The organism is Loigolactobacillus bifermentans DSM 20003 (assembly GCF_001434575.1).
Taxonomy (GTDB): domain Bacteria; phylum Bacillota; class Bacilli; order Lactobacillales; family Lactobacillaceae; genus Loigolactobacillus; species Loigolactobacillus bifermentans.
This window is the reverse complement of sequence record NZ_AZDA01000003.1, coordinates 66,040-87,318: the sequence shown is the minus strand read 5'-3', so window position 1 is coordinate 87,318 and position 21,279 is coordinate 66,040. Positions and strand designations below refer to the sequence as shown.

The window sequence follows — 21,279 nt, the reverse complement described above, 5'->3', positions numbered from 1 at the left end:
GGCTTTTCCCTAACTTTTTGTTGATGTTACAAAAACTAACATAGACCCTTGACAAACAAAAAGGTGATTGCTATGCTAAGCATGTCATACAAAGGAGCGGTGCTATGAAAGAGAAAGAGTTACGACGCTCATTGTCTGTTTTTCCCATCGGTACGGTGATGAAGTTAACGGATTTAACAGCACGCCAGATCCGATATTATGAAGAGCAGAGTTTGATTCACCCAAAACGTAATGACGGTAATCGCCGGATGTATTCCTTGAATGATATTGATGTGTTGCTGGAAATTAAAGATTACCTTTCAGAAGGCATCAATATGGCAGGCATCAAGCATATCTATGATATGAAGCGTGAAGAAAAGGAAAAGAAGGCAGCGGAATTGAAAAAACCGGTAACGGACGATGATGTCCGGCGGATTTTTCATGATGAGTTATTACAAGCAGGTGGTTTACGAGATGAATCTGGACCGACACCACTTTTTCATACTCACAAACCACTGTAATGATCGTCGATGAGGATGTTGATGGTTACACAATTTTGATTGGTCTATTGTTAAACACAAAGGGAGAGCGATTAGCTTATGTCAATGAAGAACTACACGAAAGATGAGATTCGCCAGATTGTTAAAGAAGAGAACGTTAAATTTTTACGGCTCATGTTTACAGATATTGGTGGGATTATTAAAAATGTTGAAGTGCCGATCGATCAGCTTGAAAAGGTACTCAGCAATAAAATGATGTTCGATGGTTCTTCGATTGAGGGCTTTGTACGCATTGAAGAAAGTGACATGTACTTGCAGCCTGAATTAGACACTTGGATGATTTTCCCATGGGGCTCTGAACATGGCAAGGTTGCCCGTTTGATTTGCCGGATCTACAACACAGATGGCACGCCATTCATGGGTGATCCTCGGAACAACTTGATCCGGGTGATGGATGAAATGAAGGCCGCTGGGTTTACACAATTTAACATCGGCCCTGAACCAGAATTCTTCTTATTCAAATTAGATGAAAAAGGCCAACCAACTTTACACTTAAACGATAAAGGGAGTTACTTCGACTTTGCCCCAGTGGACTTAGGTGAAAACTGCCGTCGCGATATTGTGCTTGAATTGGAAAATATGGGCTTTGAAGTTGAAGCCAGCCACCACGAAGTTGCACCTGGCCAGCATGAAATTGACTTTAAGTATGCGGATGCGTTGGAAGCGGCTGATAATATTCAGACCTTTAAACTGGTAGTCAAAACAGTTGCCCGTAAGCATGGGTTGCACGCTACCTTTATGCCAAAACCATTAGATGGCATTAATGGCTCAGGGATGCACATGAACATGTCCTTGTTCCATGAAGATGGCAATGCTTTCTACGATGAAAATGGTGAGATGCAATTATCAGATACGGCTTATCATTTCATGGCAGGTTTATTGAACCATGCGCGCGGCTTAACGGCAATTGCGAACCCAACCGTTAACTCTTTCAAACGGTTAGTTCCTGGTTTTGAAGCCCCAGTTTATGTGGCTTGGTCAGGTAAAAATCGGTCACCATTAGTCCGGGTTCCGGCTTCTCGTGGTTTGTCCACCCGTTTGGAATTACGGAGCGTTGACCCAACAGCTAATCCTTACTTAATTGTTGCGGCAATGTTAGAGGCTGGCTTGGATGGCATTCGTAACCAAGCGACGCCAGCCCCAGCCGTTGATCGTAATATTTACCGGATGGATGATGATGAACGTGAAGCAAACCAAATCACAGACTTGCCATCAACGTTACACAATGCATTGAAGGCGTTGGAAGCAGATGAAGTTTTGCGCACTTCCTTAGGGAATCATTTATACCCAAGCTTCATGGAAAGCAAGCGGCTTGAATGGGCATCGTACCGTCAGGTTGTATCACAATGGGAACGTGATCAATATTTAGAACAATACTAATTAAACATGAAACAAGGTCTTTCTTGAGGAAGGGCCTTGTTTTTTTGTGTTGATCATTTTTTATTATCGTAAAACGATTATTAATTATCGTTTTACGATAATATGTGGTACAATAAAACTAAAAGGAGTGGACATCATGAATACAAAAAATTATCAGGATCGCGCTTGGGGGTTAAGCATTTTACTGAAACTGTTGTCATTGGGACTGATTCTAGCAACTGGGAAAATGATTGGTACAGGGTTGCTGCAAAAAGGTGTTGTGAATGCAGGCTATTCACAAAGGAGTGCCATTGCACTGATTGGATTTGGGCAAGATACAACCCAATCAGTTACCGCGTGCAAGCGTTAATTTGACCAATCTCATCATGACGATTTTAATGGCGATTTGTTTGGTCGGTGTCCTTTTAATGGCTGCCTCTTTTTTCAATCAGATTTCAAGGGATGTTAGTCCATTTGATCCAGCTCAAATTAGAAAATTAAAGGTAATCGCATGGGTTGTTTTGTTAGGGGCACTGATCAAACCACTGCTTTACGCCATTTTAGTATCAAGCTTATCAGGTCAGTTATTTGTGTATTATAATTTAGGCTTTTTATTTGTCATCGGTTTGATCTTAACGGTGATGGTAGGTGTTTTTCAATATGGGGCTGACCTACAAAAAAGTTATGACGAAACGGTTTAGTCGATCGTGAAAGGAAAATAAAATGGCAATCAAAGTTAATTTAGCAAAGATAATGGCTGATCGTGACATCAGCTTACTGGCACTTTCTAAAAAAGTGGGGATCACGAATGTGAATCTCTCTAAATTGAAAACCGGCAAGGTCAGTGCTGTTCGGTTTTCAACATTGGATGCACTTTGCCAGGCCCTCGATTGCCAACCAGGTGATATTTTAGAACATGTTCCAGAAAAATAGAAAAGCGGTGCCTAACACACAGTAAATTCTGTGAGAGGCGCCGCTTTTTTAGGTGCTGCTATTTTTGGAAAGGAATATTTAATTGACTAGCTGCTAAATTAATTTGGTATTGTGTTTGTTGGCAGGTTCGTAGGGTCATGCCAGGGTCGGTTGCGTAAATGATCAAACCTAATTGATGGCCGGCAGGTAATCTGTAACGCATGGGTTGTAAGTCCAAATGAACGGTAAAGTCCTGATTTGGCACAATAGGGGTGATGGTGGCACTGTCAATGGTGTTTTCTAAATCTAAATGGCCTTTGGTGATCATTTTAAACGGTGTTGGTGCCGCTTGCGTGAATTCAACCAAATCGGTCCGTAACCAATGATAACCTAACTGATAGCCTTGTCGTTCGATAACGGTTGGGTCAGGTGTTAAACGACGGGCAACACCATAATCCACTAACATGGCACTTAATAAAGCGTGGGGCTGATCGACTGCAACGTTTAATTGAAGGTGAGCAGCGCCATCAATGATCAGCTCTTTTGCAATAGGTGGTGTTTTAAAGGCCAAGCTTTGCTGGGCCACAATGCCGGTTTGAGCAAATAATTGCTGTTCCCAATCCGTTACATTTTGCTGTGTCTCTAGGAAATGCTGGCCGCCATCATCTTGAAATTGTGCGATCTCATTCGGTCGTTGGGTGGGGTGGATCAATTGATGTGCGGATAACCCGTAATGCTGTTGCGGGTTATCCAGATGATTCCAATCGGTAGGCGTCAACCAAGTTTCCGGCTGGACGTTATCTTGAATGAGCACTTGCGGGAGGGTGTTCGTCGCTTGATTGGTAACGCCGAATAATTCTTGTGTGAGCCATAAGTTCATCATATCGGTGAAATCAATTGAAGGCATGTTATTCATATAAATATGTTTGCCTTGATGCAACATTAATTTATGCGTCACATGGGTGTGATGCAGTCCCTGCCAGAAAGTAGCGGGATTGCGTAACTTAACATTCCAATCATTCAGACCATGCACCAAAATCACAGAGGCCTTGACCTGATCGAGGTGCTTACGATAGTTACGTGCATCCCAAAAAGCATTATAGTCACCTGTGTTGCGATCTTGACCTGCTGATAGGTGTTGCAAGACTTGGTCAAAGGTGGGTTTGACTTGCTGATAATCGGCAGCATCTTTTTGGCGGGTAAAGCACAGCTTCGCCAACACATCAGCGTCTTCACCTTGACAATCGACGGGGGCAATCACAGCACCTTGGTCCCGATAATAATCATACCAACTGGAGATCGCGGCTTCCGCCACCACTGTTTTTAACCCCGGCACACCTGTGGTCGCAGCGGCTAAGGCCAATGTTCCTAAATAAGATTTACCAGTCATCCCAATCTTGCCGTTGCACCACCAAGCCTTAATGGCAATGCCATCCGTTTTGTTGGTAAAGGCCACGCGGTCACCGTGTAACCATTCGATAATGGCTGTGGTAGAAGCTGTTTCAGCAGGGGAACCACAAGTGCGCACGCCTTCTGAATCGCGCGTGCCGATGCCACCTGCAAAGACATTAATAAAGCCGCGTGGTAGTAGGTACTCATTTAAACTGTAAAAATTAGGTTCATCACAGGATACTTCTGTTTTTTGGCTGGTGCCGTGAATCGCGCGTGGTGCAGGTGTTGGCGCAAGTGGTTCAGCGGGAATAGCGGCCGGGACCGTGGTGGCAAAAGGACGGTTTACATTGTGCAGGTCTGCGTCCACATCATTGGTGCCGCGGTAATAGGGACTGGCTGTATACAGCACCGGTAACGTTAAGCCGTTTGCTGTTTCTCGCGGCCGTATAATCGTGGCGGCTAATAAATCACGTTTGCCATCGTGATCGGTATCCAGGTCAGATTCCACGTAAACGACTTCATGAATGGCCTGGTGAGGATCAAAAACGGCCACTGCTTTGCCGTTGAAAAATAGCGGGTGGGCAAAGTTTTGCGTCGCTTTAAAATAGCCGCGATTGGTCAGGTCATCTAAATAAGTGATCCCAAATTTTGTGTGCACCGTTAATAAGGTATAAAAATGTTGTAAAAAGTCCTGGGGTGTTTTCAAAGGGGTCATTAATAAGTTGAGCCCCACTTGGGTGATGAATTGAGCTGACTGATCGAGCTGAAAATCAGTGCCCACTTCAAATTGTAATAACTGTAAGGCAACGGTATTAAAGCGCGCTAAGTCCCAGTTGGCTGTTGGTAAGAAAGCTGCTAAGTTTTGCGTGTTTGTGACCAAGTAGCGCCCTAATGCGGCTTGCATCGTAACGGTGCTGCTGGTTTCTGGGAAAAGTTTTGCAAAAACAGCTTGGCTTAGCTCAGCTAAGGAAAGTGACTGATAATGACTGGGAATCAAATGCAATGCTTGTAGTTCCTGTTGTTGTGCGGCAAAGGATGTCGTCACTTGTGCAAATTGTTGAATGTGCATTTAAACATATCCTCCTAAATACGCTAGTGTCTATTTTGCTTCGCAAAAAGCTTATTTCCTCTAAACACAGTGCTGGTTATTTTCAGAAGACAACCAGTTTTGTGACACAAAGCGGTGGTGTTCGCTGATTGTCTCGTTTTGTTTGCGATTACTGAAGCAAACGATACCTTCATTATTCATGATTTTAATAAAAAGTACAACTAATGGTGAAAACCGCTAAAGTACAGGACAAAGGGTAAGACAATTGCAATGAGCCAAATAATATATTTTGCCCAGCTGGCATCGATCAAGTGATACAACAAGCTGGCCAGACCCCAAATGATAAAAATAATAATCCCTAAAATAATCCAGTGTAGCATCATCATCACCTCTTAAAGTTTTGAATATTAAGTCCATTTGAGCGGACGTTAATTTTGGTAGCCGTAACCCAACACACTAGTAGCGCCGCCTTTTTGGCGTACCTGCTTTGCTTACCTTAATTATACGAATGAAATAGAAAACACGTCAAAATTAACGCATGATCGAACGCCATTTTTTTGATATTGTGAAATAATCAGACTTTAAGCTGGCTGATTTTACAATGGATAAAGCCGATAATAATGATTTTTAAGGTAAATTTAAAACCCTTGTATATTTTTGGAGAATATACAAGAAATATCAAGAATAAAAACGCCGTTAATTCGACTAATTAACGACGTCTTGCTGGCAATTGTTTCTTAGAAATTCTTGTTACTTCTTAATTAATGGCGGAAAAATGGCGGATTTTGTCATATTTTGCCGGATTCTAGGGCAGCAAATGGCGGACTTCCGTCAAATGTCCATGAACTTGATCACGTTCCGCTGTCCTTCTTCAGTGCCGGTGTCGTACGCCATGGTCATTTCTAGATTCTTATGGCCTAGAATGTTCGCCACGTCTTTTCTGTCTTCCGCCATTGGTATGGCGAAGGTAGCGAAAGCGTGTCGCATTAAATGCGGGTAAATGTAAAATCCCAATTTTTTTGATATTTTTTTGAAGCACCGATTCATCCAATGGTAATCAGCAGGGACTCCGTCACGATTAACGACGATAAAACTATCGGGGCCACATTCATGGCGGTTCTTATAGCGAATTTCTTTAGATTCCCGCATTGCGGCGGCCAATATGTTCGCACATTTGAGCGATATCGGGACAGTTCGTCGTGATAAATCAGTTTTTGTCTTTTCCTGTCCCTTTGGGACTTCTTTTGTTCGCGTGGTTTTGACAAAAACGTGATCTTGATAAACGCTTTTAAACTGCATTCCCAATATTTCGGCGTGACGTAGTCCGTACAGACTCAAATAAAAAGCTCCCAATTCCAACGGAGAAAGCATTATTTCGGCGATTTCGATTGCTCTATCATAAGTGTCCTTTGATATTGCAATGTTGCGCATGTGTTGGCCTGTCGGGATTTGCATGCGTTTGATTTTGTTTACAACCACAACTTCGTTTTGAATTGCATCATTGATCATTGCCGAAAACATATTGTGAACCAGGCGTAGCGTAGATGTCGAATACCCGATTTTGCCGTTTGAACGTTCGACTGTGGCAAGTTCGTTTAGGTACTGCTGAAACTCTTGATGATTGATGTCTGTCAAAAAAACATTCGCATATCTCGGCAGAATATAGTTATTAAAGATAGCTTTGTAGCTAGCTTCTGAATCTTTTGCCCACTGACCGATTTTGACACGCTTGTTGAACCACGCTTCGTAGTATTCTTGTACCGTCACATTCTTAGCTTTGCCGTTCAATAGTGTAGCCTCGCGAAAAGCCTCATCTGCCCAGATGGCAGCATCTTCTTTGGTCTCAAATCCTTGTCGTTCGAAACGGTTTACCACGCCCATAATAGTGCGTTTAAATGCCACTCGGTAAACTCGCTTTTTAGTTGCGGTCTCGTATGAATGTATGCGAGAATCCGACTTTAGTTTTGTATCGTTGATGTATTTCATTTTTGGTATGATCCTTTCTCTTTTAACCGGGCTAGGATTTTTTAGGAGAAAGTGGGCAACACCTCCTTTCAAGGTAATAGGGGCTATTCAAATTCGATGCTGATCAGCGATTCGTCCACGCTTTCAAATAAGTCGTTTTTATCAAAGAAGGTGAGCCACTCTTGCCGCGGGTCCATTCTGTTTTTAGGTACTTGGGCTTGCAGCGTGTTATAGAGGTTCTGTGTGACGTCCTTCCACATACGATCAACTTCGCGGTCGAGTTTTATCTGGTCCCAGCGTTTAGATTTCTGGCGAGCCTTGTTTTTATCATTTTGATAGTCGAGGGCGCGATCGTAAAAGGCGTCCTTATTATGGATATGGTCCTCTAAGTAATCTACAAATTCTTGATAGTGCATGATATTACCTCCAAGCTAATGAATTTTATATGACGATAGGTGTAAACGACCATCAGAAGCATGATGTATAAACATTTTCTTTCATCCAGTCTTCGAAAATACGCGTTTCCATCAACTTTATGCCGAAATTTTCCGGTACCGGTCCTTCACCGGTATGATCAGTTAGAGATGCGTGCCAGTAGAGCTTGCCCTTGTATCGCTCGGTTGTCAGGATGATGTCAGCTAAATCTGGAATGCGATATATTTTTTCTTTAACGAGATTAGGATTCATGGATTTCATTAATCCGAAGTGTGAGCTAGCTGTTATGTCAAGAATTACCATGTAAATCACTCCTATATTTAAAACTTTAGTTCGTCTGCTACTCTAATTTTACGAATATACGTTCTTTTCGTGTGTTAAATAATAGCCCGGTTAGGGGCCATTATTGTGCTAAATTGAACTGAAAAATCCTTTTGAAAATCCGGTCATACCAAGATAGAAGAAAATAACCGCGAATACAATTAAGACAACACCTGCAACTATTTTCTTATTTTTGATAGTCATAGCACCTAATACTACTGAAATGATTGCAAGGATTGGAATAAATAGTGAGATGACAGCAGTTATCCAGCCCCACAGCAAAAATGTTCCAGTTTTTTGTGGTTTGGCAGGCGCTGAAGACGCGCTAACTGGTTGAGTATTTGCTGGTTCTTCGTATGTAGATGCACCGTGTGCCTTTGCGTCAGTTTTTAGTTGACTAGCTCCACATTTTGGACAAAACTCAGCATCTATATTAATTTTTTCGCCACATTTAGTACAAAATTTAGTTTCTTTATCCATGATGAATCTCCCTTTTATTCGAATTAATAACCGTAATCATCTGGTGCGGTACCCTTATCTTCGATTTTTGCAGTTTTGTTAAATGAAGGCACGGTGTTAGAATCACCGTTTGTGGTTTCGTATGTTGTTGTGCCTTTAAAGTTGGCGTAGAAGGTGATTAAATCGTCTTCTAAAACGCGGCTGCCTTTCAAAATTGAAGGATCATATTTAACCATTGCAATGTCGTCGCTGTCACCGTTGATATAAACCATTAGTAAATCAGAAGATTCATCAACTTGCATGATTTGACCAGTTAAAGCAAGCTTTTGCCCTTTGTACTGATTAGGATTGCGCGCGATTTGGTCAAACGATACGTTGCTTTGATAATCAGCGGCGTTAAAAGGCTTAACCTCAGTACCTTTATTAGCTGGCACAACGAGTTTTAGCTTGTTTTTAACGTTGTTCACGTTTTGAATCTTGCTTGATTTTTTATTTGCGCTCTTATCAGGTGTGAAGTAGTAAACTGCACTGTCTTTATCAACTGCCTGTACGCTGGTTTTCCAATGACCTTTTTTGTTGACCTTGACTGTGCCTAGCTTGCTGTAATGAGTTGGGTCATTACCAGTCTGATCGGCTAGCACATAAATTTTAGAACTCTTTTTAGCGGTTCCTTTGATAGTGTACCAATCGTCGCCTTTGTACCGGTCACGCTTAGAAGTTACTTTGTTGGTTGAATCTGCACTGTTGATTGTTAAATTGTTCTGTGGAATGCTAATTTTTGCTGAAACGTCGCTGGTGATTCCTAATCCCCCGATAACGAAACCACCGAATACAAGACCTACCACACCTAATTTTTTTCTCATTTAAAAACTCCTCCAATGATGTTAAAATATATTTGTATAATATAGCTTCATATTGGATTTAGTCCACATATCACTCCAATGGTATGTGGATTTTTTTGTTTTACGAAAGCAAATAATCCTGTCCCTCAATGGGTAAACCGTAATCTGCCGACAATTCCTGTATTAGATCCGGCTGCTCGCCGTCGTGTTCTTCTACATAAAGAGAGTAGATGAGACTGGCCGCAAATGCGTCAGCATTTCTTTCTGACGAACTTTTCGCTCGTTGATTAGCAATGTAGTAACCAGCAAAACCTTTATCTGACAGCAAATGTCCCAATTCGTGTGCGCAAACAAAGTAGCGCCGCGAATCATCACGAATTGATTGATCCAATAGAACAAGCGATTCGCCTAATACCCACGCCGTTTTCCCAAGTGGGTGTCTTTCCATATCAACCCAGCGCACATCAACATTCAAAAAATCACACAACCTAAACGGGTCAGAAGTCCGATAGGTGAGTTTAAGCTTTGCTAAGTTTTCTGCAACAGCTCTATTCATCTAAATCACTCCTGATGTTCCCGTTTCCTCTTGTTTTGTAGCTTTTCCCAATAGATGCTAGTCAAAATACCATCAAGGCGTTGTTTATCCTTTTCACTCAATTCTTCGCCTTTATAAGCCATTCCGACATTGTCCTCAATCATTTGCTCCAAATCAATAATATCTTTCTTAGTGGCCCAAGCAGGAGCTTGATTTTTTCCTAAAAGATAATCCGTTGAAACGTCGAAAACGTCGCTTATCTTCTTTAATTCGTCACTAGAAACCTTTCTGCTACCACTTTCGATTTTACTCATGGCAGATTTCTCTAGGCCGATTCGCCGACCTAATTCGACCTGTGACATGTCTACGCTTTCCCGTAAATCGACAATTTTTGCGCCTAATTCTTTATCGGCCATACCGAACCTCCGTTCGTTGCTTTATTCACAACTTAATTGTAGCAGGGTTTCTAAAAAAGATACTATTTGTTGTTAAAAAAGAAACAAAAAGCATTGACGTTTCTAAAATCACAACGTATAATGAATTATGAAAGTTGCGATAATAGAAACGAGGTGATTTTATGCAATACCAAGTCAACTTGAAATTTATCAAAGAAGAACGGCTGAAAAGGGAATTAACCTTACAACAGATGGCTGATAAATTAGGTGTTAAAAGCAAGTCAGACTACTTTAAACGTGAAACAGGGGATACCAATTTTAAACCTGCCGAATTGCCTGTATTAGCTGAATTGTTTGGGGTAGATCTTGAAAAAATTTTTGTCAAATCGTTTCGAAAATCGAAACAAGAGGTGAGCTAAATGGCTAAGCGAATTCCAGTCCCTGGCAAGCTAGACGGCTACACAGGGCAAATGTACTACGCGTTTAACAATCGCGGCAAGTTGACAGTAGTCAATAGCAACGTGACTAATCGCATTTTGAAGCAATACCGGTTGGAATTGACCAACTCGGAAATTAAACGGCATGGGCTTCAAGGGCTGCCGTTTGAGGAGGTAATCGAATGAGCATTACAGATGAACTTCACTTGGTGAAGCAAATCACCGAGATAAACGAATCGCTCAAAACTATTGCACGTAGTCTTGAGCGAAATCGAAGTGAAGATATTAGCCGAGAGGTTAAGCGTGAAGTTAAGAATCAGCTTAATCTTTTGGGAAACAATCTGGAAAAGCAGTTTCCAAAGCTGTAAGAGCGGCTTCGGCGGCCAAGGTAGTTGCTGCACCGGTTAACGCTTTTAAATCATCACTTGCAGCATCAACTTTGTCTTGTTGCCAATCCTTTAAAGCTTTCTTTACTTCTTTGATTCCGGGTTGATTGTCCAAATTCATTCACCTCCTCGGAATCATTATCGCATCTAAGAGGTGAAAAAACATTAGGAGGTAATCGAATGATCACAATGACATTGCAGCATGCTAGAACGCTCGTTGGACAGCCGCTAAACCAGTTTGGCGACGCATTAGCGCCAATCGACGTGGCTAGTTTAACCAATCTTTGCAATTACATCTATATGTATCATGCGGCACCAACAACTGACCCAGTAATCATTGGCGACGCTGTCAGGTTCGTACCTGACGAGTTATTCAATTGTCAAAGGGCGGAGGTGATGGCATGACTAAAGAGCAATTGATCAAAGCGGTCGCGAAACGTCGCCCTGACATGCCACTTGAGTACATCAAGAATTTCTCGATTAAAGCGTTAGAAAACATCTTGATCGTTGAAACTCACCGAGACGAGGAAGAACTCGCCGAAGAAGCTTTTATTGCACAACTCTAGATTATCAATTTGATACCCGAAAAGTTAGTATCTTATTTCGGAATTAAAAAGTGAGGATACGAGATGTACTTGAAAAAAGTTAGAACCGATCTGAACTTGACACAGAAGGAATTTGCAAAGCGACTTGGCTATTCAAAATCGCATTACAGCAAAGTTGAAGGTGGTTTCGTAAAACCTAGCTATGATTTTTTGCTAAAGGTTTATAACGAAACAAATTGTGATATGAACGGATTTTTCAAAAAAAGCCTACTCCAACCGGCATTGGAATAGGCTGCGAAATTTTTAAAAGTTCAAACAATTACCGGCTTGTTACCACAGTATCGCTGGTATCGTCGTCCAGCACTGCATGTGGAAGAGCTATTCTGATCGCCAGTCTGGGTCAGCATACACGAAGTATTTAAGCAATTTACAAGATGATTTGCGCAAACCCAGTAAATTGCAAGCGAAACCTTCCCCTTTTAACGTTGCGGCCAACTATGGGCATCAACAGTCGAATGCCAAGTGAAACATGATCAGCAATAGCTACATGAACACAGTGTTGTTCAAAAACTGTGTCAAAAGAACCACTCCTCTTTGCAAGGAATTTTGAACAGATTAATTATATCTATATTTCCTTAAAAAAGAAACATTGAAGGGAGGTGAAGGATTTGGGCAAAGATTACAAGTTTGCTAAACAATTGCAATTGAGATTTGAAGAAACGCACATTCGCAAAAGCAAGGCTGCTCAGCAAATTCACGTAGCGGCATCAACCATGAGCGACTATATCAACGGTGAGTATGCCGTCAGCCACGATAGTAAAAAGGCCTTAGCAAGTATGCTAGGGGGCTTGGCGCTTCGCTGGTCATCGGGTAGAGCGGATTTCCATATTATCAGTTTCATGGACGACCCGAAGCTCAGAGCGGACGTTTTTGCGGCAATCGTATCAGCCAAAAAAGAAGAACGTGAGCGTTTGGAACAAGAGCAACACTATCAGGAACTGGTCATTGAGAGGCCTGGGTATATTACACGGGCTGATCAAGAGTTTATGGATTCGTACTGGAAAAACGCCATTGAGGAAGTTGCGGCTGAAATCACGAAGCTGATACGTCTGGCCAAATATGAAGGCCGCGACCCGCAACCGTTGATTGACGCTTTTAACGACGCTCTAGGCGGCTAGGAGGTGAGAAATATGGGATTGACAGTGCTTAACGGTGGCTCAGAACGTGAGTCTGAAAACCAAATGGAATTAACTACACATGAGCGTAACTTCTTGGCGGAATGGCGAAATGTTGTTCGTGAAGAAAATGAAGCTCTTTATAAGAAACTAAAAACATCCTCTGAAAGTGATGAAGCTGAGAAAGGCGACATTATGAACAGAACTCGATTAGAAGAGGAATTGAAAAAGCGCGGCTTACACATAGGCCATGAAAAAATTGCGCGAATGGTTAAAACACCGGGTTTTCCAAAGTGCCAAGTTGGCAAATATAAAAATCCAATGTTTTCGCTGAAAGCAGTCACAAAATGGATTCAAGAACAACATTAAATTAGCCGGGCTAGGTGATTAGTTGTTTAGATTTTTTTAGGAGGAATTAGTATGACATTACTAGAAATTTCACTTGTGCTTTTGATGTTCGCCTGCTGGAATCATTTTTGGCTAGACGAAGACGAACCGAAAGAACCCAAACGGGCCGTTGAACAGCCTGAAATTGACTATCGCAAACGCGACGAAGTCTTTAAACGAGGTGATGAAATTGCACGAAGTTTGGAACGTCGTGATCACGCGGCATAAAAAAAGAGCCACCGGTGCGGCAACACCAGAGGCTCAGACACAGTTCAAATTAACTTATATCCTGATTTTACCACATCAAGGAGGTTATGAACATGCGTAGAAGAATTCCAGTTCCTGGTGATCTCGCACAAGATGAACGTTTTGGGGAAATGTATTACGCATTAACCAAAAAAGATGAACTTTGCATGATTGGTATTCAAGCAAGTCCCAACACCATGAAACGTTATCGGCTTGAATTTACTGCCGAAGAAGCAGAACGACATGGGCTTTCCAATCTACCTTATGAGGAGGTAAATGAAAATGCTACAAAATAATATTTTTACCAACGTTGACGTGACGCAAGCAAATTTAGCAGCTGACGCTACTTTTGCTGATAAGCAGTACATTGAGAGTTTTCAAGGCCAGGAGCTAGTTCCTGGTTTTAACAAGATTTGGAAATTCGGTACTGAGTATTTCGACATTGAAGACGCATTAGACTTTGTCATTCATCTTGGTGCAGATCACTTACCGGAAATCGCAGACGGGTTGCGGGTGACTGATTACAAAAGCGACCAGTTAAGCGTTGATGATGACACTTACGTCCTCAAGCAAGACCGTCATGATTCCCTGGCATTTCAAAGCGACGAAGTTGTTGAATTCCTCCAAGAGATTGGAGCACATGAGGTGAGCGAAGATGAGTGAGAAAAAGGATAGCTTGTTCCGTCGATTGAGCTCCATTGACTGCTCAAATCATATCGACACAATCGACAACAAAGGATTCAAATTATCATATCTGTCGTGGGTTTGGGCTTGGCAAACAATTAAATCAATTGACCCCGACGCCAAGCGTGAATTTCGTGAATGGGATGAAATCGGCCAAGATGGTCAATCTACTGGTCGTAAAGTGCCATACCTGCTAACGCCTAGCAACGGTTGCATGATCGAGTGCACGGTGACGATTGAAGGCCATTCTGAAACTGACACGCTGTATGTCATGGATCACCGCAATAAATCAGTTGGCAATCCTGATATGGGGCAAATCAACACTACTAAGCAACGGTGCTTCGTTAAGGCCTGTGCTTTACAAGGATTGGGCCTGTACATTTACGCTGGTGAGGACGTACCAACGCCAGCAGAAGACCCAACACCTAAAAAAGTAAGTGCTACACAAGCAAAAGTACTGGATGGCGTTTTCGAAGTAATCGCTGAATTGTCTGGGAAATCCAAGCAAGAAATGATTTCCTGGTCTTTTGAACACAGCAGTATTAAAGAAGTACCACTTGAAGACCTTTACGGTTCTGAGTATGGAACGCTTCTAAAATGTGCTAGCGAGTTAAAGGCTAAAGCTGAGAGTAAAAAGAAAGAACGAAAACTTGAGAAAGCCGCGGCTAAATAATGAAACTGATTGGCAAATTGATTAGGATTTCAGGCAATCAAGTGACAATTGAATTAGACGACGCTTCGTTGTTTTACAAGCTTATGAAATTTGTCAGCGGCAAGCAGTTGTCAGTTCAATTGGACGTTGAAGATGGTCGAACAATATCGCCTGAACAGCGTGGCAAAATTTGGGCTTTAATTCGCGATACAGCTGAGTACACCGGAGACACCGAGGAATACTGGGAAGACCGTTATAAGGGCTATACACGCGAGATATTCAGCTATGAGCCGTACTCACTGAGCAATTGTTCAGTTGAGCAAGCTAATAACATGATCTATACGATTTTAGAATTTTGTTTTAAGTACGAAGTTCCATTTCGAACTAAGACTTGGGATTCATTACCGGATGATTTCCCACGAAACTGGTGGTGCTTACGGTATCGCAAGTGTGCCATTTGTGGCAAGCACGCCGATATAGCGCATCAGTACACGGTCGGTATGGGACGCAACAGACGCAAGATTAGCCATGATGGTATGTACCTCATGGCTTTGTGCCGGGAACATCATCAAGAACAGCACAGAATCGGGATTGATACGTTTTTAGGAAAGTATCATATCCGACCAATCAAATTAGACAAAGAGGAGCGCGTCAAACTCCATCTAGAAAGCTGGAATATAGATGATCAACAAAACAGTCCTGATCGGACGGTTAACGAGAGATGTTGAAATCCGCTACACAGGTAACGGTACAGCTGTTGGACAGTTCATATTGGCCGTTAATCGCCAATTTACGAATAAGCAAGGCGAACGAGAAGCGGACTTTATCAATTGCGTAATCTGGCGTAAATCAGCTGAAAACTTAGCTAATTTCACACATAAGGGTTCGCTGATCGGCATTGATGGACGGATTCAAACACGAAACTACGACAACAAGGACGGTCAACGGGTTTATGTGACCGAGGTGGTCGTTGATAACTTCTCATTACTCGAATCACGTAATCAAGACCAAAGCAATAATCAGGGTGGCCATGGTAATGCCACACAGCAAAATAGCAATGCTACTGGTTACTCAAAGCAAAAGCCGCCAGCTAACCCACAAAACAAAGACCCATATCAAGCTGATGGCATGAACATTGATATCAACGACAATGATTTACCTTTCTGATCGCTGATTGTGGCGGGTGGGAGGCATTAAGCAACAAGGAGGTGTATTCATGGACTATTTCAAACAGCGTCGCGCTTGGAGAAAGCTGAAACGGGATCAAATAGATGTCTCAACTGGCCAAAACAATCTGTATCGCGAGTTACTAGACTACGCGAACGATGAAGGCAAGCTAGACGAACTATTTACCTTAAAGAATTCTGCATTGGCCGACCTGACTGGATTATCAGAAGCTGGCTTGAAAAAGGCCAGAAACGAATTAGTCCAACTTGAATTAATAAAATACATTCCCGGTAAACGAAACAAACAGAAGCCAAGGTATCAGATAATTCAAATTTACAACAAAAGTTGGGATACCAGTTGGGCTACTAGGGATGATAAAAGTAGCTCAACTAGTACGGTAACTAGTAGCTCAACTGGTAACCCAACCCGTAGCTCAACTGGTAGCTCCAAAGTACTTACTAGTACTAGTGACCTTAACTTGACTAATACTCTAAACACTAACGTTGAAAGCGTGAGTGTGCCCAAGACTGACCCAACTGGTGATTTTGTGACCAAGGTCTGGCCAGCTTATCCGAAAAAAGGCGGCTTCCAGTTTGCGCAAACCGCATTTGTTGAGGCTGTCACCTCCGGTGAGACCACTACGGAAAAAGTATTAGCCAAGATTGACGAATACAAGCAGTTTATCGCGCTAAATCAAATCCAATCGGGCTTTGTCAAAGGTGCTAGAAGCTGGTTTGAGGGCCATGGCTGGATGGACGAATACGATCTGGCAGCACCGCAAAAACGGCCTGACACTAAAGATCAACCGGCTCAAAAAGAGACGCTGCCAGATTGGGCACAGCCTGGCTATACACCAGAGCAAGAGCCTACAAACGAAGCTGCCAGCGGATTAGAAGACTCATTGGCGGGGCTGAGAAAGCTGAGGCAAGAACATGGAGTTTAGTCACACTTTTAATCTGGCACCTGTACCTCAAATCAGACCGAGAGCGGCACGTACTCGCCTTGGTGTCAGCTTGCATGACCCTAAAAATGTCAGCCAGTTTAAAAAGGCGGTTGCCATGGAGGCTAAGCTGACATACCGGGATAAGCCGCTAGAGGGGCCATTACGGATTGACCTGGTATTTTACCGACCAATCCAAAACAGCCTCTCAAACAGGCAAAAAAGGCTACGTGAAGCAGGCCAGATACTGCCAGCGGTCAAACCGGACTTAGACAATTACATCAAATCGTTTTTGGACGCATTACACGGCGTTTACTGGGTTGATGACAACCAAATTTGCGAAATACACGCTAAAAAATACTACGGGGCTAGGCCTCGAATCGAAATCGAAGTGAGTGAGATAAATGAGTGATCCAAGATACGTAGAGCATCCAAAGTTTGCCGCTGGCGACACAGTAATTGTCAGCGAATACCGCTTTGGGGATGACACTTTTAAAAATTTTAAGGCCGTCGTTGAAAAGATGTATGACCATAGCGCCATGGTTGACCCAATTGGAATTTTACTAGTCGAAAAATTGACCAAGTTCCAGCTGTTTGGCGGCAACGGCAATATTATTGTCAGCTTCAAAAAAATGAAATTGGCAACCAAATCAGATCCAAAGCCACGAACGGTTCGGAAAAAGAAACTTGGCAAACTATCACCGCGGAAAAAGGAAATCGTCAATTACTGCCGCGACAATCCAAACGCAACACCTCGGCAGATTGCTTATGACGTTGGTGAACGTCTTGGGTATGTCTATAACGTGCTCAACACACAGAAAATCAAAGTAAATCGAACGAGTTCGGCTTATGATACCAACATTTTGCCCAACATGGACAGAATTCGCCAGTTGCTACTAAACGGCAATTCGGCTAGACAAGTTAGCCGAGCAATTGGCCTTAGCTCAAGCGCGCTTTCTGGATATGCCCAATCCCACCCAGACCTACAAGAAATACTAAATGAAACCAAAGAAATCCGGCAAAAGCAAGAAGCCGCAAGAATGGTGCGTAGGGCTGATTTTATGCGAGCTAGTCGATGAAAAACGTGCAACAGAAGTTGAGTTATAAGCAGATAAAGGCCAATACCGAGCAGTGGAAAGCTGATCAGCAAGTGAATTTGTTACTAGCAGCAGTGATCCACACGAATCGTGAGGCTGACAGAATCAGAGGTGACAAATGATGTCACATTACGTGTATATGGGCGGCGCTAGCTTTGCGTTTGCCTTGGCACTATGCAATATGGTGCTGACAAATCATTTCGGTGCGGCTATATCGCTAATCGCATGTGTAATATTTTTGATCACTGCGAAAATTGCAGAAGAAAACGGGAGGTAACAAACATGGCAAAAAAACAAAAAGGTATCGAATTTAATTTGACTCAAATCGCTAACGATGGGTTACAAGAAAAGTTTGACCAGGAAATGAAAAAGCTGGCAGATAACATTTTAGATCCTAATACCGAAGCTAAAAAGGTCCGCAAGGTGCAGTTAGAGCTGAAATACACGCCAACCGATAATCGTGAGGTCGTATCGGTCGAAGTGGCAGTTAAGTCAACGTTGGCACCACAAAAGGGCGTTACTACGTCGCTGATGTTGGGCCGCAATCAAAAAGGCTCAATCGAGGGTAGCGAGTTACGATCGGGCGCCAAGAATCAGACGTACATTGACGAGAATGCCGAACTGCGAACCGATAAAGGCGAACTGATCGACGAGAATGGCGAAATCAAGAAAAATAGCGGCGTCATTGATTTTCGGAAGCAAAAACAAAATTAGGGGGAATTAATCATGGATATGACAAAAGAAGCTTTAGAAACATTACAAGAAACAGCGGTACAGGCGGCAGGCAAATCAATTCAAGTTGTTGATGGCATGACATTTGGTCGTGATCACTACGGTGAGTGGAAACGTATTCGGGCAATTAGCCCAGCCGAAGAAGCGTTGGCAGTACATACGCTCACTGGCCTGGTTGATTACATCAAAACGAATGCTGATCGGCGAGATAAAAAGTTAACGATTCACGTCAAATCAGAAACACAAGTGTTGTTACTTAGCCCATTAGACGACTACGGAACACGTGAAGTGTTAGTTGATGCCAAGCCAATTTTGCCTGCATTCACTTACGGGAAATTCTATGGTTCGGAAGAACTAAATATCAAATTACAGGCCGGATTTATCGACAGTGAAGACCGCTCGGTGATTTTACGAGTAATCGGTAATTTGAGAGATGAAGATGTTCGCAATTATACAGATGACGGCGTTAGCCAGGCAGTTGAAGTTAAATCTGGGATTGCAAGTGCCGCTGATGCAGCCGTTCCAAATCCAGTCACATTAGAACCATATCGGACGTTTGTTGAGATTGAGCAGCCGGAAAGCCAATTCATTTTTCGCATGCAAAAAGGCGGTATGGCCGGATTGTTTGAAAGCGACGGAGGCATGTGGCGCAATGAAGCAATTGCTCGCATTTCTGACTACTTGGCTGACAAATTAACCCAAGAAATCGCTACCCGTTATATCCGTATTATTGCCTAGGCGAGGAGGTGCGCCATGCAAGAATTACTAACAGTAACCGAAAACTCAAATCATCAGCAAGTAGTATCAGCACGTGAATTGCACAGAGCTTTAGAACTGACGACTCGTTTTAGCAAATGGGTGTCTCAAAACTTTGATGAGTTTGTTCAAAATGAGGATTTTAGCCCTGTAACTGCGGTTACGCAGCAGAACCAGCACGGTGGTACCAAGGCAATTCAAGATTATGCGTTAACAATCGGCATGGCAAAAGAATTGTGTCTCATGAGCCACACCGAGTTAGGTAAGACTTATCGCCGCTATTTTATCGAGTTGGAACGGAAATGGAATGATCCAGCTGAAATCGTTAAACGCGGTTATGCCATTTTGCAGGACGAAAATGCTCAACTAAAAATCGAAAATAGCAAGATGAAACCAAAAGCGCTATTCGCTGATGCGGTAGCAGCTAGTTCGACAACCATCTTGATTGGTGACCTTGCTAAAATCTTGCGAGGTAATGGTGTCAGTATCGGTCAAAATCGGCTTTTCCAATTGTTACGTGACAAACACTACCTGATCAGTCGAAAAGGTGTCAGTTACAACATGCCAACACAGAGCGCTATGGACTTGGGACTGTTCGAAATTAAGGAAACGGCAATTACTCATTCTGATGGTCATGTGACGATCAACAAGACGCCAAAGGTAACTGGCAAAGGGCAGGGTTACTTTATCAATCTGTTTTTAGAGCGTTTGCCACAATCCGTAGATAAATCAAAAGCATAAATGCCGTTATATCGACGTTTATATCAATAATCAAAAATAAATCAAAAGGAAGCGTAGATAAATGGACAATCGAATCTTACTACCGGGGGTGTCCCTGATTGGGGAATTACTAGCCAAGGAAGAATTGCTGGTTGATAGTGAAAAAGATATTTCAACAGCATTCAAGCCGAATCGCAAGGATTCGGAAATCATGAGTGAATTGATAAAGCTAGATGGTGATTCGAAATCGGTTGAGTACTTTGATCAACATAGTCATGAATTGACCGACAGTGCTTATTGGTTTGGACTTTCGACGCTGTGGGTAGGTAGTGCTAATTGTGCTGATTTAGAGACCTGGAAGCGATTATTCAGCAGTAACCGTCCAAATCGAGCCATCAGTCTCATGAAACCGAGTGAGCTTAAAGCTCTCAAAAAGTTACCCAACAAAATTAATCTATTTCGAGCACAACAGCCAGGTGAGACCGACTGGATTGCGTACTCAACGAATCCAGCAGTTGCCGCACGGTTTGCGGTTATGAAAAATATTAGCGAAATATCGGTGTTTAGAACTAAAAAACCTAATATTTCAGCCTTGTTTTTACGGCGAAACGAGTACGAAGCAATCGTGCTAGACAAGCGAATGGTCAAAAAAGTAGATGTGCTTTACATGGGGGTAACGGAATGATTGAAAACACGAAACATGTTTATGTGACAACTGGTCTCGTTGATGATATCGACGAAATTCTTATGCTTGTGGCAAGTAGGAGTGTTGACCGATCAGTTAGTTTGCGACGAATTTTTGATAAATTAAGTGGTCGATTAGGGCCACAGGTGCAACTTTACAATTTAACCGAAAATATCCAGATGTGGTCAGAAGCCAGAAGGCTGGATAAGCAAGATCCGACGAAACAACTAATCAAAATGCAAGAGGAACTAGGCGAGTTAGCGCAAGGATATCTCAAAGAAAAACCTGCTCAGGTAATCGACAGTTTAGGCGATTTGCTGGTGGTCATCACAATCTTTTGCCAGCAGGAAGATTTGGAGCTGGCGGAAGTTTTACAAGAGGCCTGGAATCAAATCAAAGACCGCCACGGCAAGATTGTAGACGGGACATACGTAAAGGACAGTGATTTAAATGGCTAGGCCACTAGGC

At 42.6% G+C, this 21,279-nt stretch carries 36 protein-coding genes; 26 read left to right on the top strand and 10 right to left on the bottom strand.

What is annotated here, in order from left to right:
- Nucleotides 1-104: 104 nt before the first annotated feature.
- The 5 genes from FC07_RS01145 (at nt 105) to FC07_RS01125 (ending at nt 2,831) form a co-directional block, all read left to right on the top strand.
- Complete coding sequence (locus FC07_RS01145) at nt 105-500, top strand: MerR family transcriptional regulator (RefSeq protein ID WP_057903296.1); 396 nt, start codon at nt 105-107, stop codon at nt 498-500.
- Between the two features lie 78 nt (nt 501-578).
- Nucleotides 579-1,919, top strand: a complete 1,341-nt coding sequence (gene glnA, locus FC07_RS01140) for a type I glutamate--ammonia ligase (protein WP_057903295.1) — start codon at nt 579-581, stop codon at nt 1,917-1,919.
- Nucleotides 1,920-2,055: 136 nt separating this feature from the next.
- Nucleotides 2,056-2,268, top strand: a complete 213-nt coding sequence (locus FC07_RS01135) for a hypothetical protein (protein ID WP_057903294.1) — start codon at nt 2,056-2,058, stop codon at nt 2,266-2,268.
- 1 nt (nt 2,269) lies between these two features.
- The gene (locus FC07_RS01130; protein WP_057903293.1) at nt 2,270-2,599 is read left to right on the top strand and encodes a DUF2975 domain-containing protein; all 330 of its coding nucleotides are present in this window, start codon (nt 2,270-2,272) and stop codon (nt 2,597-2,599) included.
- Between the two features lie 22 nt (nt 2,600-2,621).
- A complete protein-coding gene (locus FC07_RS01125; protein WP_057903292.1) occupies nt 2,622-2,831 on the top strand; it encodes a helix-turn-helix domain-containing protein in 210 nt (69 codons plus the stop codon).
- 58 nt (nt 2,832-2,889) lie between these two features.
- On the opposite strand, the gene FC07_RS01120 is transcribed toward FC07_RS01125, so the two are convergent.
- From FC07_RS01120 to FC07_RS01085, 9 genes are all read right to left on the bottom strand, one after another.
- Nucleotides 2,890-5,271, bottom strand: a complete 2,382-nt coding sequence (locus FC07_RS01120; RefSeq protein WP_057903291.1) for a Xaa-Pro dipeptidyl-peptidase — start codon at nt 5,269-5,271, stop codon at nt 2,890-2,892.
- A 200-nt stretch (nt 5,272-5,471) separates the two neighbouring features.
- Entirely contained in the window at nt 5,472-5,630 is a 159-nt protein-coding gene (locus tag FC07_RS15765) for a hypothetical protein (protein ID WP_155797737.1), read from the bottom strand.
- A gap of 451 nt (nt 5,631-6,081) precedes the next feature.
- A complete protein-coding gene (locus tag FC07_RS01115) occupies nt 6,082-7,152 on the bottom strand; it encodes a tyrosine-type recombinase/integrase (protein ID WP_162255856.1) in 1,071 nt (356 codons plus the stop codon).
- Nucleotides 7,153-7,319: 167 nt separating this feature from the next.
- The gene (locus FC07_RS01110; protein ID WP_057903289.1) at nt 7,320-7,631 is read right to left on the bottom strand and encodes a hypothetical protein; all 312 of its coding nucleotides are present in this window, start codon (nt 7,629-7,631) and stop codon (nt 7,320-7,322) included.
- 52 nt (nt 7,632-7,683) lie between these two features.
- On the bottom strand, nt 7,684-7,953 hold the full coding sequence (locus FC07_RS01105) for a hypothetical protein (RefSeq protein WP_057903288.1): 270 nt from the start codon (nt 7,951-7,953) through the stop codon (nt 7,684-7,686).
- Between the two features lie 108 nt (nt 7,954-8,061).
- A complete protein-coding gene (locus FC07_RS15505) occupies nt 8,062-8,451 on the bottom strand; it encodes a zinc-ribbon domain-containing protein (protein ID WP_083483150.1) in 390 nt (129 codons plus the stop codon).
- A gap of 23 nt (nt 8,452-8,474) precedes the next feature.
- Complete coding sequence (locus FC07_RS01095; protein WP_057903287.1) at nt 8,475-9,293, bottom strand: hypothetical protein; 819 nt, start codon at nt 9,291-9,293, stop codon at nt 8,475-8,477.
- Between the two features lie 100 nt (nt 9,294-9,393).
- Entirely contained in the window at nt 9,394-9,828 is a 435-nt protein-coding gene (locus tag FC07_RS01090; protein ID WP_057903286.1) for an ImmA/IrrE family metallo-endopeptidase, read from the bottom strand.
- A 5-nt stretch (nt 9,829-9,833) separates the two neighbouring features.
- A complete protein-coding gene (locus FC07_RS01085) occupies nt 9,834-10,223 on the bottom strand; it encodes a helix-turn-helix domain-containing protein (protein ID WP_057903285.1) in 390 nt (129 codons plus the stop codon).
- Between the two features lie 161 nt (nt 10,224-10,384).
- Between FC07_RS01085 and FC07_RS01080 the strand changes: the two genes are divergently transcribed.
- Both FC07_RS01080 and FC07_RS01075 read left to right on the top strand, forming a co-directional pair.
- A complete protein-coding gene (locus FC07_RS01080; protein WP_057903284.1) occupies nt 10,385-10,621 on the top strand; it encodes a helix-turn-helix transcriptional regulator in 237 nt (78 codons plus the stop codon).
- On the top strand, nt 10,622-10,825 hold the full coding sequence (locus FC07_RS01075) for a hypothetical protein (RefSeq protein ID WP_057903283.1): 204 nt from the start codon (nt 10,622-10,624) through the stop codon (nt 10,823-10,825).
- A gap of 135 nt (nt 10,826-10,960) precedes the next feature.
- Here the strand turns inward: FC07_RS01075 and FC07_RS01070 are convergent, their stop codons facing one another.
- The gene (locus FC07_RS01070; RefSeq protein WP_057903282.1) at nt 10,961-11,140 is read right to left on the bottom strand and encodes a hypothetical protein; all 180 of its coding nucleotides are present in this window, start codon (nt 11,138-11,140) and stop codon (nt 10,961-10,963) included.
- A 65-nt stretch (nt 11,141-11,205) separates the two neighbouring features.
- On the opposite strand from FC07_RS01070, the gene FC07_RS01065 reads away from it, so the two are divergent.
- From FC07_RS01065 to FC07_RS00980, 19 genes are all read left to right on the top strand, one after another.
- A complete protein-coding gene (locus FC07_RS01065) occupies nt 11,206-11,430 on the top strand; it encodes a hypothetical protein (protein WP_057903281.1) in 225 nt (74 codons plus the stop codon).
- Complete coding sequence (locus FC07_RS15760) at nt 11,427-11,591, top strand: hypothetical protein (RefSeq protein WP_155797736.1); 165 nt, start codon at nt 11,427-11,429, stop codon at nt 11,589-11,591. Before FC07_RS01065 ends, FC07_RS15760 begins: the two co-directional genes overlap by 4 nt.
- Nucleotides 11,592-11,654: 63 nt before the next feature.
- Nucleotides 11,655-11,861 carry a helix-turn-helix domain-containing protein gene (locus tag FC07_RS01060; protein ID WP_057903280.1) on the top strand — a complete coding sequence of 69 codons (207 nt, stop codon included), beginning with the start codon at nt 11,655-11,657 and terminating at the stop codon, nt 11,859-11,861.
- A 377-nt stretch (nt 11,862-12,238) separates the two neighbouring features.
- Nucleotides 12,239-12,748, top strand: coding sequence for a hypothetical protein (locus FC07_RS01055; protein ID WP_057903279.1), 510 nt, complete (start codon nt 12,239-12,241; stop codon nt 12,746-12,748).
- 12 nt (nt 12,749-12,760) lie between these two features.
- A complete protein-coding gene (locus tag FC07_RS01050; RefSeq protein ID WP_057903278.1) occupies nt 12,761-13,114 on the top strand; it encodes a hypothetical protein in 354 nt (117 codons plus the stop codon).
- A 51-nt stretch (nt 13,115-13,165) separates the two neighbouring features.
- Nucleotides 13,166-13,360, top strand: a complete 195-nt coding sequence (locus FC07_RS01045; protein WP_057903277.1) for a hypothetical protein — start codon at nt 13,166-13,168, stop codon at nt 13,358-13,360.
- Between the two features lie 92 nt (nt 13,361-13,452).
- A complete protein-coding gene (locus tag FC07_RS01040) occupies nt 13,453-13,674 on the top strand; it encodes a hypothetical protein (protein WP_057903276.1) in 222 nt (73 codons plus the stop codon).
- A complete protein-coding gene (locus FC07_RS01035) occupies nt 13,661-14,041 on the top strand; it encodes a hypothetical protein (RefSeq protein ID WP_057903275.1) in 381 nt (126 codons plus the stop codon). Before FC07_RS01040 ends, FC07_RS01035 begins: the two co-directional genes overlap by 14 nt.
- A complete protein-coding gene (locus FC07_RS01030; protein ID WP_057903274.1) occupies nt 14,034-14,735 on the top strand; it encodes a Sak single strand annealing protein in 702 nt (233 codons plus the stop codon). The genes FC07_RS01035 and FC07_RS01030 overlap by 8 nt, the downstream gene beginning before the upstream one ends.
- Nucleotides 14,735-15,442 carry a putative HNHc nuclease gene (locus tag FC07_RS01025; protein WP_191981076.1) on the top strand — a complete coding sequence of 236 codons (708 nt, stop codon included), beginning with the start codon at nt 14,735-14,737 and terminating at the stop codon, nt 15,440-15,442. Before FC07_RS01030 ends, FC07_RS01025 begins: the two co-directional genes overlap by 1 nt.
- Nucleotides 15,396-15,881 (top strand): single-stranded DNA-binding protein, encoded by a 486-nt coding sequence (ssb, locus tag FC07_RS01020; RefSeq protein ID WP_057903273.1) that lies wholly within the window; start codon nt 15,396-15,398, stop codon nt 15,879-15,881. Before FC07_RS01025 ends, ssb begins: the two co-directional genes overlap by 47 nt.
- A 49-nt stretch (nt 15,882-15,930) precedes the next feature.
- Nucleotides 15,931-16,824, top strand: coding sequence for a helix-turn-helix domain-containing protein (locus FC07_RS16115; RefSeq protein WP_057903272.1), 894 nt, complete (start codon nt 15,931-15,933; stop codon nt 16,822-16,824).
- The gene (locus FC07_RS01010; RefSeq protein ID WP_057903271.1) at nt 16,814-17,233 is read left to right on the top strand and encodes a RusA family crossover junction endodeoxyribonuclease; all 420 of its coding nucleotides are present in this window, start codon (nt 16,814-16,816) and stop codon (nt 17,231-17,233) included. Before FC07_RS16115 ends, FC07_RS01010 begins: the two co-directional genes overlap by 11 nt.
- Entirely contained in the window at nt 17,226-17,900 is a 675-nt protein-coding gene (locus FC07_RS01005) for a hypothetical protein (RefSeq protein WP_057903270.1), read from the top strand. The genes FC07_RS01010 and FC07_RS01005 overlap by 8 nt, the downstream gene beginning before the upstream one ends.
- A 300-nt stretch (nt 17,901-18,200) precedes the next feature.
- Nucleotides 18,201-18,632 (top strand): hypothetical protein, encoded by a 432-nt coding sequence (locus FC07_RS01000; RefSeq protein ID WP_057903269.1) that lies wholly within the window; start codon nt 18,201-18,203, stop codon nt 18,630-18,632.
- A 12-nt stretch (nt 18,633-18,644) separates the two neighbouring features.
- Nucleotides 18,645-19,388 (top strand): hypothetical protein, encoded by a 744-nt coding sequence (locus FC07_RS00995; protein ID WP_057903268.1) that lies wholly within the window; start codon nt 18,645-18,647, stop codon nt 19,386-19,388.
- 15 nt (nt 19,389-19,403) lie between these two features.
- Nucleotides 19,404-20,147, top strand: a complete 744-nt coding sequence (locus FC07_RS00990) for a phage antirepressor KilAC domain-containing protein (protein ID WP_057903267.1) — start codon at nt 19,404-19,406, stop codon at nt 20,145-20,147.
- A gap of 61 nt (nt 20,148-20,208) precedes the next feature.
- On the top strand, nt 20,209-20,811 hold the full coding sequence (locus FC07_RS00985; protein ID WP_235807419.1) for a hypothetical protein: 603 nt from the start codon (nt 20,209-20,211) through the stop codon (nt 20,809-20,811).
- A complete protein-coding gene (locus FC07_RS00980; protein ID WP_057903266.1) occupies nt 20,808-21,269 on the top strand; it encodes a MazG-like family protein in 462 nt (153 codons plus the stop codon). The genes FC07_RS00985 and FC07_RS00980 overlap by 4 nt, the downstream gene beginning before the upstream one ends.
- Nucleotides 21,270-21,279: the final 10 nt, after the last annotated feature.

Bases quoted from the DNA above. Each gene is read 5' to 3' on its own strand.
- FC07_RS01010 (WP_057903271.1), top strand. From the start codon at position 16,814: ATGGAGTTTAGTCACACTTTTAATCTGGCACCTGTACCTCAAATCAGA.
- FC07_RS01125 (WP_057903292.1), top strand. From the start codon at position 2,622: ATGGCAATCAAAGTTAATTTAGCAAAGATAATGGCTGATCGTGACATC.
- FC07_RS01095 (WP_057903287.1), bottom strand. From the start codon at position 9,293: ATGAGAAAAAAATTAGGTGTGGTAGGTCTTGTATTCGGTGGTTTCGTT.
- glnA (WP_057903295.1), top strand. From the start codon at position 579: ATGTCAATGAAGAACTACACGAAAGATGAGATTCGCCAGATTGTTAAA.
- FC07_RS01045 (WP_057903277.1), top strand. From the start codon at position 13,166: ATGACATTACTAGAAATTTCACTTGTGCTTTTGATGTTCGCCTGCTGG.
- FC07_RS01080 (WP_057903284.1), top strand. From the start codon at position 10,385: ATGCAATACCAAGTCAACTTGAAATTTATCAAAGAAGAACGGCTGAAA.
- FC07_RS00990 (WP_057903267.1), top strand. From the start codon at position 19,404: ATGCAAGAATTACTAACAGTAACCGAAAACTCAAATCATCAGCAAGTA.
- FC07_RS01075 (WP_057903283.1), top strand. From the start codon at position 10,622: ATGGCTAAGCGAATTCCAGTCCCTGGCAAGCTAGACGGCTACACAGGG.
- FC07_RS15760 (WP_155797736.1), top strand. From the start codon at position 11,427: ATGACTAAAGAGCAATTGATCAAAGCGGTCGCGAAACGTCGCCCTGAC.
- FC07_RS01040 (WP_057903276.1), top strand. From the start codon at position 13,453: ATGCGTAGAAGAATTCCAGTTCCTGGTGATCTCGCACAAGATGAACGT.
- FC07_RS01105 (WP_057903288.1), bottom strand. From the start codon at position 7,953: ATGGTAATTCTTGACATAACAGCTAGCTCACACTTCGGATTAATGAAA.
- FC07_RS00980 (WP_057903266.1), top strand. From the start codon at position 20,808: ATGATTGAAAACACGAAACATGTTTATGTGACAACTGGTCTCGTTGAT.
- FC07_RS01060 (WP_057903280.1), top strand. From the start codon at position 11,655: ATGTACTTGAAAAAAGTTAGAACCGATCTGAACTTGACACAGAAGGAA.
- FC07_RS01090 (WP_057903286.1), bottom strand. From the start codon at position 9,828: ATGAATAGAGCTGTTGCAGAAAACTTAGCAAAGCTTAAACTCACCTAT.
- FC07_RS16115 (WP_057903272.1), top strand. From the start codon at position 15,931: ATGGACTATTTCAAACAGCGTCGCGCTTGGAGAAAGCTGAAACGGGAT.
- FC07_RS01120 (WP_057903291.1), bottom strand. From the start codon at position 5,271: ATGCACATTCAACAATTTGCACAAGTGACGACATCCTTTGCCGCACAA.
- FC07_RS01030 (WP_057903274.1), top strand. From the start codon at position 14,034: ATGAGTGAGAAAAAGGATAGCTTGTTCCGTCGATTGAGCTCCATTGAC.
- FC07_RS15505 (WP_083483150.1), bottom strand. From the start codon at position 8,451: ATGGATAAAGAAACTAAATTTTGTACTAAATGTGGCGAAAAAATTAAT.
- FC07_RS15765 (WP_155797737.1), bottom strand. From the start codon at position 5,630: ATGCTACACTGGATTATTTTAGGGATTATTATTTTTATCATTTGGGGT.
- FC07_RS01005 (WP_057903270.1), top strand. From the start codon at position 17,226: ATGAGTGATCCAAGATACGTAGAGCATCCAAAGTTTGCCGCTGGCGAC.
- FC07_RS01050 (WP_057903278.1), top strand. From the start codon at position 12,761: ATGGGATTGACAGTGCTTAACGGTGGCTCAGAACGTGAGTCTGAAAAC.
- FC07_RS01110 (WP_057903289.1), bottom strand. From the start codon at position 7,631: ATGCACTATCAAGAATTTGTAGATTACTTAGAGGACCATATCCATAAT.
- FC07_RS00995 (WP_057903268.1), top strand. From the start codon at position 18,645: ATGGATATGACAAAAGAAGCTTTAGAAACATTACAAGAAACAGCGGTA.
- FC07_RS01145 (WP_057903296.1), top strand. From the start codon at position 105: ATGAAAGAGAAAGAGTTACGACGCTCATTGTCTGTTTTTCCCATCGGT.
- ssb (WP_057903273.1), top strand. From the start codon at position 15,396: ATGATCAACAAAACAGTCCTGATCGGACGGTTAACGAGAGATGTTGAA.
- FC07_RS01135 (WP_057903294.1), top strand. From the start codon at position 2,056: ATGAATACAAAAAATTATCAGGATCGCGCTTGGGGGTTAAGCATTTTA.
- FC07_RS01065 (WP_057903281.1), top strand. From the start codon at position 11,206: ATGATCACAATGACATTGCAGCATGCTAGAACGCTCGTTGGACAGCCG.
- FC07_RS01000 (WP_057903269.1), top strand. From the start codon at position 18,201: ATGGCAAAAAAACAAAAAGGTATCGAATTTAATTTGACTCAAATCGCT.
- FC07_RS00985 (WP_235807419.1), top strand. From the start codon at position 20,209: ATGGACAATCGAATCTTACTACCGGGGGTGTCCCTGATTGGGGAATTA.
- FC07_RS01035 (WP_057903275.1), top strand. From the start codon at position 13,661: ATGCTACAAAATAATATTTTTACCAACGTTGACGTGACGCAAGCAAAT.
- FC07_RS01085 (WP_057903285.1), bottom strand. From the start codon at position 10,223: ATGGCCGATAAAGAATTAGGCGCAAAAATTGTCGATTTACGGGAAAGC.
- FC07_RS01025 (WP_191981076.1), top strand. From the start codon at position 14,735: ATGAAACTGATTGGCAAATTGATTAGGATTTCAGGCAATCAAGTGACA.